The organism is Anaerocolumna sp. MB42-C2, assembly GCF_030913705.1.
GTDB lineage: Bacteria > Bacillota > Clostridia > Lachnospirales > Lachnospiraceae > Anaerocolumna.
The window spans coordinates 3025269-3040297 of sequence record NZ_CP133190.1 but is presented as its reverse complement, the minus strand read 5'-3'; the positions used below and the strand labels follow the sequence as shown (position 1 = coordinate 3040297).

The following is a 15029-nucleotide window of genomic DNA, read 5'->3' as shown; positions in this document are numbered from 1 at the left end:
GCTGTGAGAAAGCTGAAATATTCCTTAAGAAGCAGATTGACCCTTTCCTATATCTTTATTGTTGTTATTGTTGTAGGCCTTACGAGTCTGGTGACGAATATGGGATTAAAGGCACAATTTGAAAAGTATGTAATTCAAAGGCAGGAAAAACAGACCAGGGAAATAATCGACCTGATTAAGATGAAATATGAAGAGGAAAAAGCCTTTCGTACCGGTTATTTAGAAATCATCGGAATGAATGCCTTACAAAACGGTATGATCCTTGAAATAGAGAACAATAAGAAGCAGTCGGTGTGGTCTGCTTACAAGCATAATAATGGATTATGCCAGACAATGATTATGGATATGAGAGCGAACATGTATAGTTATTCGAATAAGTGGAATGGGGAGTATCAGGAAAAAACCTATCCCATAACCATTGATGACGTACAGGTGGGAACAGTAACTACCGGTTATGTTGGTCCCTATTATTTTAATGATGAGGAATTAATCTTTATTAAGGCACTTAATTCTTTGTTTTTAATTACCGGAATCTGTTCCCTGGTGATAGCTTTTATTTTAGGGATATTTATGTCTATGAGATTAAGCAACCCATTAAATAAAGTTGCCAAGAAAGCGTTATCCCTTTCAGAGGGTAAATATAAAGAGAGATTAATGGATGGATCCCATACGAAAGAAATTGAAATATTAATAGAAACCATCAATAAACTTTCTGATGCACTGGAACATAAGGATAAACTACAAAAACAGCTAACGCAGGATGTAGCTCATGAGCTGAGAACTCCCCTTACCTCCGTTCAGGGCCATATGGAAGCTATGTTAGATGGTATCTGGGCCATGGATAAAGAAAGACTTAACAGCTGTTATGAGGAAATCATAAGAATTAAGAAATTAATCGGAAGTATCGAAGATTTATCCGGGGTTGAGAATGAAAATGTGCTGCTTTACAAACAGGATTTTGATTTAGCTAAATTATTAATACGGCTTCTTAATAATTATGAAAACGACTTTCAACTAAAAAATATACAAATAAATTACCGCCCTGAATCGATTATAATCTATGCAGATGAGGATAAAATGAGCCAGGTATTTAATAATATCTTATCCAATGCCCTGAAATACTCGGATGAGGAGGGCGAAATTACCATTCAGACTAGTTTAGAGGAAGATACCATTATAGTAAGCATAAAAGATACCGGGATCGGAATACCGGAAGCCGACCTCCCTCATATATTTGAACGGTTTTACCGGGCAGATAAATCCCGTAACCGAAAGACAGGCGGCGTCGGTGTGGGACTTACTATAAGTAAAGCGATTATAGAAGCCCATGAAGGGGAAATTACTGTTAATAGTAAATATGGGGAAGAAACCGAGTTTATTATAAAGTTACCTCAATCGGAGAGGATTAATAAATTATAAGTTTGTTTATATCATAATTTATTTGGTTATTCAAAAATGGAACCTTTAAGACGGATTTAACATCCCTCCCAAAGGTTCCATTTCATTTATATCTTTTATTCATGTTCCATTTCTCTTTGTCTTCTTCTCCTGGGCATACCCATAGCAGCAAACGCCCTGCAATGTCTGGCACAATTCAAACATACCATAGCACAATGCTGGGACATTTCATCAGGATAACTTAAGCATTCCGTTCCGCATGCCTGACATATATCTGCACATAAAGCGGCTGTATTTCTGGCATATATGGCATCACGAGCTGCAAATTTAGCGGTTAACCCGCAGATATCTGCGCATTCACGAAGTAACATGGCTTGTGCTACTCGGTCTCCCATCTGCATTCTCATCAAATGATGGGTCATATGTTCACAGACTGCTTCACAATCCTGAACAGTCAGAACAAAATCCTCATTCATAAAATGAGCATTATCCATTTCATGGTTCATATTATTATTATCCACCTGGTACTCCTTACATAAGTGATTACAGATTTATTATATTCATTCTATAAGAAAATGTACCTATTGCAGGTATATTAACCAAGAGACAAGCGGTACCAGGTTAAACAGTAACTACATATCTTCTTTTTCATAGGATATCTTTAGGTCAGGCTGGTATCCCTTATCCATCTTGTGTCTGGCTTTTCGATTTTCCACCGTATCAAATATAATGGAGAAATCATAATCTTCCGGATATAGCTCACTGGCCGGAGCTTTTAGCTGAAGTCTTTTGTGATTCACCAGCATTTTTGTCTTCTGTATCTGTACACCTATTTCTCCTTTTTCATTGGCGGTTTTATATACAATTCCTATTTTTTTCTGAGGATATACCATAACACTGTCTCCGATATGAAAGCGTAAGCTCCTTGTATTGACAGGCTTTTCTGCTTTATCTTTTTGGATATGAATATGATTTTGTATGAATTTACTGGTATCCTCTGAGGCCTCCATTATGAAAGAGAAGTCAGGGATAGTTCCGGTTTTTACCATATTGCTTCTGCCATAGGCTTCTTCATAAGCTCTTGTAAGCATTCTCTTTGGAAGACCTAAGCGTTTTGCAATATATAAAGCGCAGCTTTCCCCTGCCATACCGATTTCCAAGCGATAAAGGGGTTTCAGGCTGTCCCGGTCAAATGCCATTTTCGCATTGATTAGTCCAGGGGTACTATCAGCATAATCCTTAACTTCAGGGTAATGAGTGGTTGCGATAAAGAGGCAGCCTTTTTCCTTCAATTCTTCCAGGATGGAGATTGCGATTCCCATTCCCTCCGCAGGATCTGTACCCGACCCTAATTCATCCAGTAATACAAGGCTTTCTTTATCGGTTTGACTTAGTATTTCAATAATATTAGTTATGTGGGCGGAAAAAGTAGAAAGATTCTCGGTGATACTCTGACCGTCCCCGATATCACATAATATTATATTATTCATACATAGTTCCGCTGCTTCACAGGGAATGTGCAGACCGGATTGTGCCATAAGCTGTAACAGACCTACGGTCTTTAGGGCAACGGTTTTACCGCCGGTATTGGGACCGGTGATAACGACACCTCTGATTTCATTCCCTATGGTGAAATTCAAGGGAACACAATCAGTGGGTTTTATAAAAGGATGCCTTCCGCCGGTAATATTAATATACCGGTTATTGTTCATAACAGCAGGTATTCCGTTCATATCCATACTTAATTTTCCTTTGGCAAATATAAAATCCAAGGTTTCCAGTGCTTCCATATTCAAATGAATAGAGGGTGAATTATCCTGCACCAGATTCGTGAGGGTATACAGGATCTTACGTTCTTCATTTTCTTCTCTGATATGCAGCAGGGATAGTTCATCTTCTAACTTTAAAACCGCATTCGGCACGATAAAATAGGTAGCACCGGTTGAAGAGATATCAAGGGTAGATCCGTTAACCTGATTTTTGCATTCTTTTTTTACCGGAAGAACAAAATGTCCGTTCCTGTTAGAAATAAAACTCTCCGTAAACCAGTCTTTTTTACTGCGTAATAAACTCTCGAGTTTTGAACGAATTTGGGAATTTACATTTTCAATCTTTCGTCTTACGTCCTTTAATTCTTTAGAGGCGGCATCATCGACCCGGCTGCCTCTGATGCATAGATTGATTTCATTTAGAAGTCCGCTTAAATCCTCCAGGGAATTACCGTAATATGCCATGTCAACACCCAGAGATTCCGCTTTTTTTAGATAGTTTTTCATCCGGGTATTAGCTGCAATAAACTGGCCTACAAGGTTTAGCTGTTCCGGAAGAAGCATGGAACCCTTTTCAGTCATAGAAAGAATTTTCTCCATATCTTTCATGGCAGGTAACGGTGGTGTTCCCATACTCTCCAGTATTTTCCTTGCTTCCGTTGTTTCCTTAATCCTTAGATTAACCTCACTTAAGGATAGGAAAGGGCGCAGGGTTAACAGTTTTTGTTTCGTTTTATCGGATATTGCTATATCACATATCTTATTAATAATTTTATCAAATTCTAATACGCTTATTGTTTTATCTAGCATTTTTCGTCGACTCCTTATAAATTATAAATTTTAATATTACACCGCAGATACGCTGGCTATCACGCTTGACTATCGCGGAATGAAAAACCCCACAGAAAAATCCTGCCTTTACAAAAGCAGAGTTTCCCTGTGGGGTTAGAATCAGAATAGTTGGTATTACAGTAAAATCTTAAAATCAATTATGTTATCTGATTATATAATAATAAATCAAACAAAGATTGAGCATTAAGAATCTGCAATAGTTCAATAATCTGATATCGGAACTAGTCATATACGAAAAAAGACATAACAGGATATACCTATTATGCCGAATCTATCGTTAGGACGTCTGCATATGAGTATCTCTGTAAAGGCTGTTTAAGTAAAGGCATAACAAAATAAGGCATCTGGTACTGCCATATCCTTTACTTATTCATTCAGTTAAGTGCTAGTTAGCACAAACCTCTTTTACAGATAATACCGACATCAAAACCATCCTTTCAAACATGTGAATTAATTACAAATTTTATTTAGCATATGAATTGTATCATACCTGGGTTTGAATGTCAAAGAGATATGTAAAAAAAAATTTTAAAGATTTGAACCTTTAGTGATACTGTTCACAGGCTATAAATGCGACGCGTTTTTTGTGAGTGTATTGTCACAGAAAATCGGAGAAAATTGCAGCGCCAAAACGCTTTCTCCTCGTTTTGTGTGCATTGCGAAGCGTATCGACTACCTTTTTTTAATTTGTTTTTATTAATCATTTAATAAAATAATAAATTTCCTTTCTTTTTAGCTAACTTTAAAAAGATAGAAAAAATCAAAACACCTAAGATTAAAAGGATAATTGTTGTAATGCATAAAATTAAAAAATCTAGTCCTAAATTTTGACCTGCTAAGCGTTTTTTTATAATTATGTTACATGTTGTAAGTGGTATTATACTAGATATTGATACCTTAGTAGGTATTGTATCTGTAACAAATAATAAACCAAGTTGTATTAAAAATAATATAGAACCAGTTCTTTTAAAAAATACAGACAAGCCTGCTACAAACAAACCTATTCCGTACATACCAAGCGTATTTATTGTAACTGCTAATATTATTAATATATCTAATGAAATATGTACATTCCATACAAACCTTGATAAAATCACAAGTACAAATATTACGGCCGTTTCTAATACCAAAGAAGCTATCAATCTGCCAAATAGTAAGAATTGAAGTGGGTATTTTGAATGCATTTTTTTATAAAATGTTCCATGTCGTAACTCATTTGAAATCACCTGGCTAATTGTAGAGATTGCTGAAATTGAATATATCCATGCAATATATCCAAATAAAATTATTTCTTTATAATTATCATACTGATATGTTTTAACATAGGATGAGCCAGTGTCTGACATTAGAAAAAAGGAAAGTAATATTGTAAAAACAACTATATCGGTTAATACTCCGAACCTATATCTAAATGCACTTACTAATTCAAGTTTAATTTCCCAATAAAATGCTCTAACTGCTCCCACCAATCTACCTCTCGATTTCTAAACCAAAATTTTCAGTATAAATTTCTATCAAAGCTTCTTTTGAAATGTTATTACAATTATTAATTATTTTTCCATCTTTAAGAATCATAACTGTATCCGAAACATCGGAAACAAATCCATAATCATGAGCTGTTATTATAACAATACGCTCTTTTTTTAACTCAATAAGTAGTTTTTTTAAAATACTTACATAATACATATCAAGTCCTTCAGAAGCTTCATCAATAATAATGCATTTAGCATTTGATACAACAGCTGTCATTATAGAAACTAATCTTTTTTGTCCGTAAGAAAGCTTTTCAACTAATTGGTTCTCTATATCATTATAAAGTGGAAAAAACTCTTTATAGTAATCTATTAACTTTTGAATGTTACCTATTTTTAATCCTCTGATCGTACCAAAATAGATTAAATTTTCTTTTACAGTATTTTTCATGTATAGGTTTTTTTCTCCAGCTAAAATAATAACAACCTCATCCTGATAATAGGGATTAATAAAATTAATGTTACCTTTATCTGCAAGCATTAATCCACTTAAAATACTTATAAGTGTAGTCTTTCCTGATCCATTTGGTGCAATTATAGCAGATACTTTATTGGGATAAAATTCTATGCTTAAATTATTAATAACAACTTTATCACCAAAACCTTTTGTTACTTTATCTAATTTTATCATTATATTCTCCCATTTATTTGATTTACTACAATATACAATTAATGGAATTAAAAGTAAATAGACATATACGTCTATTACTTTTAATTCCATTAATTATTTTTATATAGACATAAGTGTCTATTTACTTTCGTAAGTATTATTGATAAATTAAAGATGTAAATAATTTACTGGATTGGCCCCCCCTATCTAGTAAAACCCGCTTAGGTTATAAAGTATTAATCTAAGCGGTAGTTCAATTAAGAATTAAAATTTCATTCCTTAAATATTTCGGGATAATCTAATTTGGACAAGGTTTCTAGTTCAGCTAATACAGTTTTATTATTTGTTATTTTATATAGACAAAAAGATTGATTATAGTATTCCTTGGCTTCTTCATATTTTTGCTCAGCGTAAAGAATTTTAAATTTCATAAAAAGTAAGGCAGGAAGATGCCTTATGTTATATTCCTTTAAAGAATATTCGATGCCTTTCTCTATATAATTTAATGCTTTTTTTATTTCACCATGTTCGAATAAATGGACCCCTGTATTATATAATATTACCTGATATATCTTCTTTGAAAACTGGGAGGAATGAAAGAATGGATAGGGCGAATCTATAACAAAATTCTCTAATACCGTAAGTAGTTCGGTAAGTACTTTCATTCCGTTATTATACTGATTCATTGCAAATAGATTTTGACTAGCACAATTGAGGATTGAAAAACCAACATTTGAATACATATTTATAGTAACTTTATTAATATTAAATTCCGGGCATTCTATTTGAATACCTTTGTAGCAATATTCCAAGGAAGTTTTGTAATCATCATCCAATAAGGCGGAGCAAAGTGCTTTCCCATAATAGATATGCTGAAGATTTTCACCTTTTTTAAAATCTTTAAGTTTTTCATATTTTTCAATTAATGAATTTAATAACGGTATATCATTATGCTCGAGGGCAGAATTAATTGATTTAATCCCTTCCAAGCCTATTATAGTATTACAGGTAAAATGCATCTTGTAATACTCATTTAAATCCAGATTAAACTTAATGGATAACTGGTGCAAAAGATAGATGGAGGGCTCAGAATCTCCTTTCTCAATCCTGTATATCTGCTTTGGAGTACAAATATTCTGAGCCAGCTTTTCCCTGGACATATGATATTTTATTCTTAATTCCTGAAGTAAATTACCAAAATGTTCGTAACTCATTTTAAATCCGCCTTTATCTCTTTGGAAGCTTTTCTTACGAAATTTTAACCATCTGATTATTAATAACAGTATTATGTAATTTTAATTAGTCGTAAAGGTCTATTTATTTTAGATTAGGATGCTAATATAATAAAGGATGTAATGCTTTACTTAGATAGTACCGCTTAGTTTCAATATATTACGGTTTATGTATACTTTTCCTTAAATAGCTCGGGATAATCTGTTTTTGCTGTGGCTTCCAATTTGGCTAAAACAGATTCCTTATTCGTTATTTTATAAAGATAAATAGTACGGTTATAATATTCCCTGGCTTCCTTATAATTTTTCTTATGATAGAGGATTTTAAACTTCATTAGCAATAAGTCAGGAAGAAATCGCAAGTTATTCTCTTTTATCGAAAATTGGATACCTTTTTCTACATAAGATAACGCATTTTCAATTTCACCATTGTCTAATAAAGAAGCGCTGATATTACATAAGACTGCCTGATATACTTTCTTAGAAAATTGAGAGGCCTGGAACATGGGATATGGGGGTGTTAGAACATAGTTTTCTAATATATTAAGTATTTCAAAAAGAACTTTCATTCCATTGCTGTACTGATTCATTGCGAAATAATTCTGGCTTATACAATTTAAGAGTGCAATTCCAACATTAGAATAGGTATTTCTATGCATTTTATTTAAATTGAATCCAGGATATTCAATTTGCATGCCATCGAAACAGTAATCTAAGGAAGACTTGTAATCATTATCTAATAAGGCTGAACAAAGTGCTTTACCATAGTATATATGTTGAAGATTTTCACCCTTTTTAAATTCTTCCAGTTTTTCATATTTATTAACTAAAGATTTTAGTAATGTCATATCTCCGCTATCTAAAGCTGCATTTATGGATTTAATGCCCTCTAATCCTACTAAGGTGTTGTTGGTAAAATGCATCTTATAATATTCATTTAAATCCAAATTAAATTTAATAGATAACTGATGCAAAAGGTAGATGGAAGGCTCGGAATCTCCCTTTTCAATCCTGTATATCTGTTTTGGAGTACAAATATTCTGAGCCAGCTTTTCTCTGGACATATGATATTTCATTCTCAATTCCTGAAGTAATTCACCAAAATGTTCATAGTTCATATTATGGTACCTCTTGAAAATCTTATTCTTAAGAAGTTTAACTATTTATTACTATAATAACCATTTTTTGCTGGTTTTCATATAGACATAAGTGTCTATTGATTTTAAATCAGAAAATGTTAAATGTAATTAACTGTATAAATAAATACTTTAATAACTCTAGCTTTTAGTCATATATTGATTAGGTATAATGATCTAAATTAGAGATTAGATTCGATAAAAGGATAATTAATACTTTTCCTTAAATATTTCGGGATAATCTGTTTTTGCTGTGGCTTCCAATTCGGCTAGAATAGATTCCTCGTTGGCTATTTTATAAAGATAAAAAGCACGGTTATAATATTCCTTGGCTTCTTCATATTTATGTACGCAGTAAAGGATTTTAAATTTCATAAAAATCAGGTCAGGAAGATGCCGTAAATTATATACCTTTAAGGAGAATGCGATGCCTTTTTCCACATAATTTAAAGCTTCTTCTATTTCACCATGATTAAATAAGTGAACGCCAGTATTATATAATAGTAACTGATATACTTTCTGAGAAAATTGTGAGGCTTGGAACAGAGTATAAGGAGAGTTTATTACATAAGTTTCCAATGTTCCGATAAGTTCAGTTAGGACTATCATACCTTTTATATTTTGATTCATCGCAAGATAATTTTGTGCCATACAATGTAGAAGTGAAATGCCTACATTAGAATACATATTCTTGGATATGTTATCAATGTTAAATTCAGAATATTCTATCCATATACCTTTATAACAATAATCTAAGGAAGATTTGTAATCACTATCCAATAAGGCAGAACAAAGTGCTTTACCATAGTAGATATGCTGAAGATTTTCTCCTTTTTTAAAGTCCTCGAACTTTTCGTATTTATCAATTATAGTTCTTAATAATTGCATGTTTCCTTTTTCTATTGCAGCATTAATGGATTTAATACCCTCTAAACCTAAAATGGTAATATTTGTAAAGTACATTTTGAAATATTCATTCAGATCCATATTAAATTTTATGGATAATTGATTTATCAGATATAAAGAAGGCTCATAGACCCCCTTTTCAATCCGGTAGATCTGCTTAGGAGTACAGATGTCCTGAGCCAACTGTTCTCTGGTCATGTTTCGTGACAGTCTTAATTCTCTTAGAAATTCACCAAAATGTTCATAGTTCATCGGTAATCACCTGACTTTTAATGGACGCAAGCGTCCATTTATTCATTTTTAAATTAATGTTATAATTTAGTCATAAATTTGAAAGAAGAGGATGAATAGTGAGGAAATTTACTTCTAAATTACGTTATTATTTGGCTTTGCTTGTAATTGTCTTGACAATTTCAAATGTATCCTTATTAACTAACCAACACAACACATCAGGGGCTATACACACTTTTGGTGCGGGTGGTGTCAAGTGGGGCTGTGAAACTCAATAACAAATTATAACATATTAGGAAAATTATTTCAAATATGTTGTAATAAACTTGACAGAATCTGCTAAATTTCTTCTAGATTTACATTTAGCACAAAAAATCCATACGAAAGGAGATTAAAAAGAAGAAACTACATATTAAAACGTATCAATTATTACTCACTTAGTAAATTACAACTAAGGACAAGTACATATTTAAAAAACGCTCTTAAGCTTTTTATTTAAGGTAAATTTAAAGAAAAATTTTATTAAGACTTTGAGGGGAGTTCATATAAAATTTTTACCATAAGTATTTAGAAAAATGCTAGCAAACCTGCCTAAAGGCAGCGGCGCAAAACTAAAGGGCCTAAACGAACAGGTATGGCAGCCAGTTGCAATATGGTCAATGTATGTTGATAGAAATTATAACTTAAGCTTAAGTTTTTTCTGCTTTGGTTTATGCGAAGTGAGGTATTTTATGGACGAAAGAAGAAGCAGTTCAGAATTGAAAGTGAGTGATAATGAGACTTTTAATAAAATACAAGACCGCTATAGCATAATAATCGAGCAGACTAACTTATTCATTTATGATTTAAATCTTATCAATAATGAAATTTATGTATCGGATAACTTTATAAAAATGACAGGAGTTCCATTCAAAAAGCAGGCTATCCTAAAACAGATGATATGTTATAAAAATATACATCCGGATGATTTGGATAGTTTCAAGAGTTTTTTGAAATATGGTAAGGATGGAAGTAATTCCCATTCCATTACCTATCGCCGAAGAAATCCGGATGGAAGATATGCCTGGATCAGAAGCAGTAAAAAAAGTATTTTTAATGAATACGGTAAAATCATTCGGGTTTTAGGGACGGCTCAGGATGTGAGTGCAGAGATGGAAGCGTTTGAGAAAATAAAAAACCGCGCGGAGAAAGATGCACTGACCGATATTCCTAATTTACTAAAGTTTACTGCCGATGCGGAAGAACTAATTCGAACCAACAGGGATAAGTCATATGCAGTAGTAGTTTTCGATATTGATAAATTTCGTATCATTAATGATTTATATGGATCAAAAGAAGGGGACGGAGTATTAAAATATATTGGTTACATTTTAAAAAACAAAATCAGCCAGAATTTTTTATACTGTCGTATGTACGCTGATAATTTCGCCATTTTAATGCAATATAATAAAGATTCCGATTTTGGTTATATTGCAGATTTATTGGGAGAAGAGGTGAAACAGTACCCTTTGAAATTAGGAGTAATGCTTTCTTTTGGTGTATGTAAGGCAGAAGATGATACAGATATCATTACTTTATGTGATCGTGCCAGTCTTGCAAAAAAGACGATAAAAGGAAATGTATTAGAGTTAGTAGCTTATTATGATGAAACATTACGGCAGCGGGGAATTGAAGATAAAGACATAGAAAATGAAATGAACCTGGCACTGGAGAATGGGGAGTTTGAGATATACCTCCAGCCTAAAGTATTGATTGCGACAACGGAAGTTATAGGCGCTGAGGCTTTAGTCAGATGGGTTCACCCGTCAAAAGGGATTATTTCTCCGGAGCGGTTCATTCCATTATTCGAAAAGAACGGATTTATTATCAAGCTGGATTATCTGGTTTGGGAGATGGCGTTTGTAACATTAAGAAAGTGGTTGGATGAAGGGTTCGAACCTATTCCGATTTCAGTGAATGTTTCCCGTCTTCACATCCATAATGCAGATATTGTTCAGAAATTCATCATGTTAGCCGAAAAATATAAGGTTCCCAGAAATCTTATTGAATTGGAATTGACTGAAACCGCTTTTTTAAATAATCTGGATGAGTTATCCTATTTAGCCCATAACTTAAAAAAAGAAGGTTTTATTCTTTCCATGGATGATTTTGGGACAGGTTATTCGTCGCTTAATATGCTGAAAGACGTACCAGTAGATGTAATTAAGATTGACCGGGGTTTTTTAAATGAGATAGTTACTACAGAAAGAGGTAAAACGGTTATTCAATATACCATTGCAATGGCGAAAAAGTTAAATATTGAAGTGATTGCTGAGGGAGTTGAGAATTTTGTTCAGGCGAAATTTCTTTATGAAGCCGGTTGTGAAACGGCACAAGGGTATTTTTACTCAAAGCCGATACCTGTTCCTAAGTTTGAACAGTATACATTTGGATATATTGATAATTAATTATCAGACACATATTCTATGCATTAAGTAGCAGGATTATGTGTCTTTTTTTTGTTTGTTGTAACCTTATATAAAATGATTCATAAAATATTGTATAATCAATAAAGGAGATTTATTAAATGGATAACTACAGACGTCCTATGTATACCCGTTATAACAAAAATATGGGTTCCTATCAAAATCCTCAATGTGGCTGCGGTGTAACTCCGGTAATGGAAGCCGGAGCTAAATGTGACAAAGATGATTTTGATAAATGTCTTGATAAATTACCACTGGCCATGGCATATGTACCTTTCCAGAAATGGAGAAAAGTACTTGATGCATCAGCAGGTTTAGCTACCGGAACAATTTTCCAGGAATTAGACTTGCATTTTTATGGAGACAGAAATATGTGTGGAATGAGAGGTGATAGGCCATGACAAATAAAAGTCGTGAACAGTTAATGTGCATTATCACAGAATCAAGTTTTGCGCTAGACGACTGCAAATTATTTTTGGACACTCATCCTTATGACAGGGAAGCTTTGGACTATTATCAGAATTACAGACAGATTCGCAAGGAAGCTATGAAAGAATATAGAGACTGCTATGGGCCTATTTCGGCTTATGACGTAGCAGATGCTAATTATTGGACTTGGATAGACGATCCATGGCCATGGGAAGGAGCGTGCTAATTTATGTGGAATTATGAAAAAAGATTGCAATATCCTGTAAACATCAAAAACTCTAATGCAAAAGCAGCTAAATTTATAATTACACAGTTTGGCGGTCCTGACGGTGAATTGGCAGCTTCCATGCGTTATTTGTCTCAAAGATATTCCATGCCTTACAAAGAAGTTTGTGGTGTATTAACCGATATAGGGATATCGGGTTCAAAATGACACAAATATGCTTGACTTTTTTATGTCTTGCTATCATACTATGGAATAGTAAATAATACCTGCCGAAGAACTAAGGAGGACTTAAGTGGATAAACCAAATAAATTATGGACAAAATTAAAAGAATATATTTATATAACCCTTGGGGTAGAATTAGTAGTTATCGGGGTCTATTTTTTTAAGTTCCCAAACCATTTTTCTATTGGCGGTGTTACCGGGTTAGCCATCCTGTTAAGTAATATATTAGGGCCTGCGATCAGCTCGGGTACCCTTGTTTTAATTATTAATTTTATATTATTAATTGTGGGGTATGCTGTATTAGGCAAAAGTTTTGGCAACCGTACTGCTTATGGCAGTATATTAATGTCCTTATCCTTAAAACTATTAGAAATACTGGTACCCATGAATGGTCCGATAACCAACGAACCTATGCTGGAACTTGCATTTGCTGTTATCCTGCCTGCTGTAGGAGCAGCGATGTTATTTAATATAGGAGCATCAACCGGAGGAACCGATGTAACAGCGATGCTATTAAAAAAATATACCAATGCTGATATAGGAAAATCATTATTATATTCCGATTTTGTCTTAACACTTTTTGCGTTTGCTGTATTTGATGTTAAAACAGGGTTGTTATCCTTATTAGGATTATTTCTAAAATCAACCTTGGTGGATACTGTAATTGAAAATCTGAATTTAAATAAGTATTTCACAATTATTTGCGAAGATCCGAAACCCATTTGTGACTATATTTTAAATCACCTGCATCGCAGTGCTACGATTTGTGATGCGGAGGGTGCTTTCACAGAAAAGACAAGAAAACTTATCTTAACGGTAATGAACCGCAGTCAGGCAGTTCAATTAAGAAGATTTATTAAACAGGCTGAACCGGATGCATTTATACTAATAACCAATACAAGCGAAATTATCGGGCGAGGTTTCCGAGCTTAAAGTCAAATGTTATGACTATTTTTATGGTTTTCCTTATTAATACTTATGTAATTCTGCGATAAATTCCCGTTTTCATCCGGAAATGATCTTTATAAATAAAAGACTAATAACAACTAAAATAATCGGCTTTACAATTTTATAACCATTTTTTAGGACAAGTCCGGAGCCGATATAATTGCCCGCAATACTAAAAAGAGCGGCAGTTAAACCTAATAAGAAGATTATTTTTCCGTTAAGGATAAAGGTGATTAAAGCGGCTATATTAGATGCTAAATTAACCAGTTTCGTGTTACCGGACGCGATTCTTATATCCATCCTAGCCAGTCCGGTATAGATGAGAATCAGGAAAGTTCCGGTACCGGGACCATAAAATCCATCGTATGCACCTATCACAAAAGCAGCAATAAAAGCAATGGTGCATACCTTTTTTCTTGGGAGAGGTTTCTCTTTCACTTTATCTGCAAAGGAATTGTTTTTAAGAACATGAAATCCCACAACGGGTAAAATAATTAAAAGAATATATTTTAAGTATTTTTCATTAACCAAAAGTGCCAGGTTAGCGCCAAGGGTGGAACCCATCAAAGCCAGTATGACAGAGGGTATTCCGATACCCCAGTCGACCAATTTATTTTTACAGTAGCGAAAAGTAGCGATTGCAGTGCCTACACTGGAAGACATTTTATTGGTGGCTATTGCATAGTGAGGGGGAAGACCGGCAATAAAATAAGCCGGGAGAGAAATTAATCCACCGCCGCCGGCTATGGAATCTATTAGTCCTGCTAGAAATACCAAAGGGCAGACAATCAAAAAGGTATGTATTGTAATATCCATAATAATCTCCATTCCATATATCTCTTATGTGCAGATTCAGGTTTTTTATTAACCTAATATTAAAATCTAAGATTTTCATTCATTGGGTAATAAATCCCTAATTCTAGTATCCATCCTACGTTATTAAGTAAAGGATTCAGAATTCTCATGACATTCTTAATCCATACATGATAAGTCCTTGAAGAATCAAATTTATTCTGAATTAATAAAATCATAGAAGAATCTTGAATCAGTATATCTACTCCGGTTCATTAAG

Annotated in this window: 13 protein-coding genes, 1 pseudogene and 1 riboswitch; of the genes and pseudogenes, 6 read left to right on the top strand and 8 right to left on the bottom strand. The window is 33.5% G+C overall.

Annotation, left to right across the window (positions count from 1 at the left end):
* Nucleotides 1-3: 3 nt before the first annotated feature.
* Nucleotides 4-1419 (top strand): sensor histidine kinase, encoded by a 1416-nt coding sequence (locus tag RBU59_RS13425; RefSeq protein WP_308148367.1) that lies wholly within the window; start codon nt 4-6, stop codon nt 1417-1419.
* A 95-nt stretch (nt 1420-1514) separates the two neighbouring features.
* Here RBU59_RS13425 and RBU59_RS13420 read toward each other — a convergent pair whose 3' ends face one another.
* The 7 genes from RBU59_RS13420 to RBU59_RS13390 all read right to left on the bottom strand — a co-directional run bounded on the left by RBU59_RS13420 (nt 1515) and on the right by RBU59_RS13390 (nt 9687).
* The gene (locus tag RBU59_RS13420; protein ID WP_308148366.1) at nt 1515-1919 is read right to left on the bottom strand and encodes a four-helix bundle copper-binding protein; all 405 of its coding nucleotides are present in this window, start codon (nt 1917-1919) and stop codon (nt 1515-1517) included.
* A 111-nt stretch (nt 1920-2030) separates the two neighbouring features.
* Nucleotides 2031-3977 (bottom strand): endonuclease MutS2, encoded by a 1947-nt coding sequence (locus RBU59_RS13415; RefSeq protein ID WP_308148365.1) that lies wholly within the window; start codon nt 3975-3977, stop codon nt 2031-2033.
* Nucleotides 3978-4723: 746 nt separating this feature from the next.
* Complete coding sequence (locus RBU59_RS13410) at nt 4724-5485, bottom strand: ABC transporter permease (protein WP_308148364.1); 762 nt, start codon at nt 5483-5485, stop codon at nt 4724-4726.
* 4 nt (nt 5486-5489) lie between these two features.
* The gene (locus RBU59_RS13405) at nt 5490-6182 is read right to left on the bottom strand and encodes an ATP-binding cassette domain-containing protein (RefSeq protein ID WP_308148363.1); all 693 of its coding nucleotides are present in this window, start codon (nt 6180-6182) and stop codon (nt 5490-5492) included.
* Between the two features lie 251 nt (nt 6183-6433).
* Nucleotides 6434-7375, bottom strand: a complete 942-nt coding sequence (locus tag RBU59_RS13400; RefSeq protein WP_308148362.1) for a helix-turn-helix transcriptional regulator — start codon at nt 7373-7375, stop codon at nt 6434-6436.
* A 185-nt stretch (nt 7376-7560) separates the two neighbouring features.
* Nucleotides 7561-8511: a helix-turn-helix transcriptional regulator gene (locus RBU59_RS13395; RefSeq protein ID WP_308148361.1), complete on the bottom strand. Its 951-nt coding sequence runs from the start codon at nt 8509-8511 to the stop codon at nt 7561-7563.
* A 228-nt stretch (nt 8512-8739) separates the two neighbouring features.
* Complete coding sequence (locus RBU59_RS13390) at nt 8740-9687, bottom strand: helix-turn-helix transcriptional regulator (RefSeq protein ID WP_308148360.1); 948 nt, start codon at nt 9685-9687, stop codon at nt 8740-8742.
* A gap of 549 nt (nt 9688-10236) precedes the next feature.
* A riboswitch (cyclic di-GMP riboswitch) is annotated at nt 10237-10319 on the top strand.
* 78 nt (nt 10320-10397) lie between these two features.
* Here RBU59_RS13390 and RBU59_RS13385 point away from each other — a divergent pair.
* The 5 genes and pseudogenes from RBU59_RS13385 (at nt 10398) to RBU59_RS13365 (ending at nt 13942) form a co-directional block, all read left to right on the top strand.
* The gene (locus tag RBU59_RS13385; RefSeq protein ID WP_308148359.1) at nt 10398-12113 is read left to right on the top strand and encodes a bifunctional diguanylate cyclase/phosphodiesterase; all 1716 of its coding nucleotides are present in this window, start codon (nt 10398-10400) and stop codon (nt 12111-12113) included.
* 119 nt (nt 12114-12232) lie between these two features.
* A complete protein-coding gene (locus RBU59_RS13380) occupies nt 12233-12532 on the top strand; it encodes a spore coat associated protein CotJA (RefSeq protein WP_308148358.1) in 300 nt (99 codons plus the stop codon).
* Nucleotides 12529-12786, top strand: a complete 258-nt coding sequence (locus tag RBU59_RS13375) for a spore coat protein CotJB (RefSeq protein WP_308148357.1) — start codon at nt 12529-12531, stop codon at nt 12784-12786. Before RBU59_RS13380 ends, RBU59_RS13375 begins: the two co-directional genes overlap by 4 nt.
* A gap of 3 nt (nt 12787-12789) precedes the next feature.
* Nucleotides 12790-12975 (top strand): annotated as a pseudogene (locus RBU59_RS13370) (manganese catalase family protein); the annotation flags it as partial.
* A 103-nt stretch (nt 12976-13078) separates the two neighbouring features.
* On the top strand, nt 13079-13942 hold the full coding sequence (locus tag RBU59_RS13365; protein ID WP_308148356.1) for a YitT family protein: 864 nt from the start codon (nt 13079-13081) through the stop codon (nt 13940-13942).
* 72 nt (nt 13943-14014) lie between these two features.
* On the opposite strand, the gene RBU59_RS13360 is transcribed toward RBU59_RS13365, so the two are convergent.
* Nucleotides 14015-14773 (bottom strand): sulfite exporter TauE/SafE family protein, encoded by a 759-nt coding sequence (locus RBU59_RS13360; RefSeq protein ID WP_308148355.1) that lies wholly within the window; start codon nt 14771-14773, stop codon nt 14015-14017.
* Between the last annotated feature and the right edge of the window lie 256 nt (nt 14774-15029).

Excerpts from the sequence above, each read along its gene's own strand:
- RBU59_RS13400 (WP_308148362.1), bottom strand. The coding sequence starts at position 7,375 with ATGAGTTACGAACATTTTGGTAATTTACTTCAGGAATTAAGAATAAAA.
- RBU59_RS13395 (WP_308148361.1), bottom strand. The coding sequence starts at position 8,511 with ATGAACTATGAACATTTTGGTGAATTACTTCAGGAATTGAGAATGAAA.
- RBU59_RS13405 (WP_308148363.1), bottom strand. The coding sequence starts at position 6,182 with ATGATAAAATTAGATAAAGTAACAAAAGGTTTTGGTGATAAAGTTGTT.
- RBU59_RS13360 (WP_308148355.1), bottom strand. The coding sequence starts at position 14,773 with ATGGATATTACAATACATACCTTTTTGATTGTCTGCCCTTTGGTATTT.
- RBU59_RS13390 (WP_308148360.1), bottom strand. The coding sequence starts at position 9,687 with ATGAACTATGAACATTTTGGTGAATTTCTAAGAGAATTAAGACTGTCA.
- RBU59_RS13375 (WP_308148357.1), top strand. The coding sequence starts at position 12,529 with ATGACAAATAAAAGTCGTGAACAGTTAATGTGCATTATCACAGAATCA.
- RBU59_RS13415 (WP_308148365.1), bottom strand. The coding sequence starts at position 3,977 with ATGCTAGATAAAACAATAAGCGTATTAGAATTTGATAAAATTATTAAT.
- RBU59_RS13380 (WP_308148358.1), top strand. The coding sequence starts at position 12,233 with ATGGATAACTACAGACGTCCTATGTATACCCGTTATAACAAAAATATG.
- RBU59_RS13385 (WP_308148359.1), top strand. The coding sequence starts at position 10,398 with ATGGACGAAAGAAGAAGCAGTTCAGAATTGAAAGTGAGTGATAATGAG.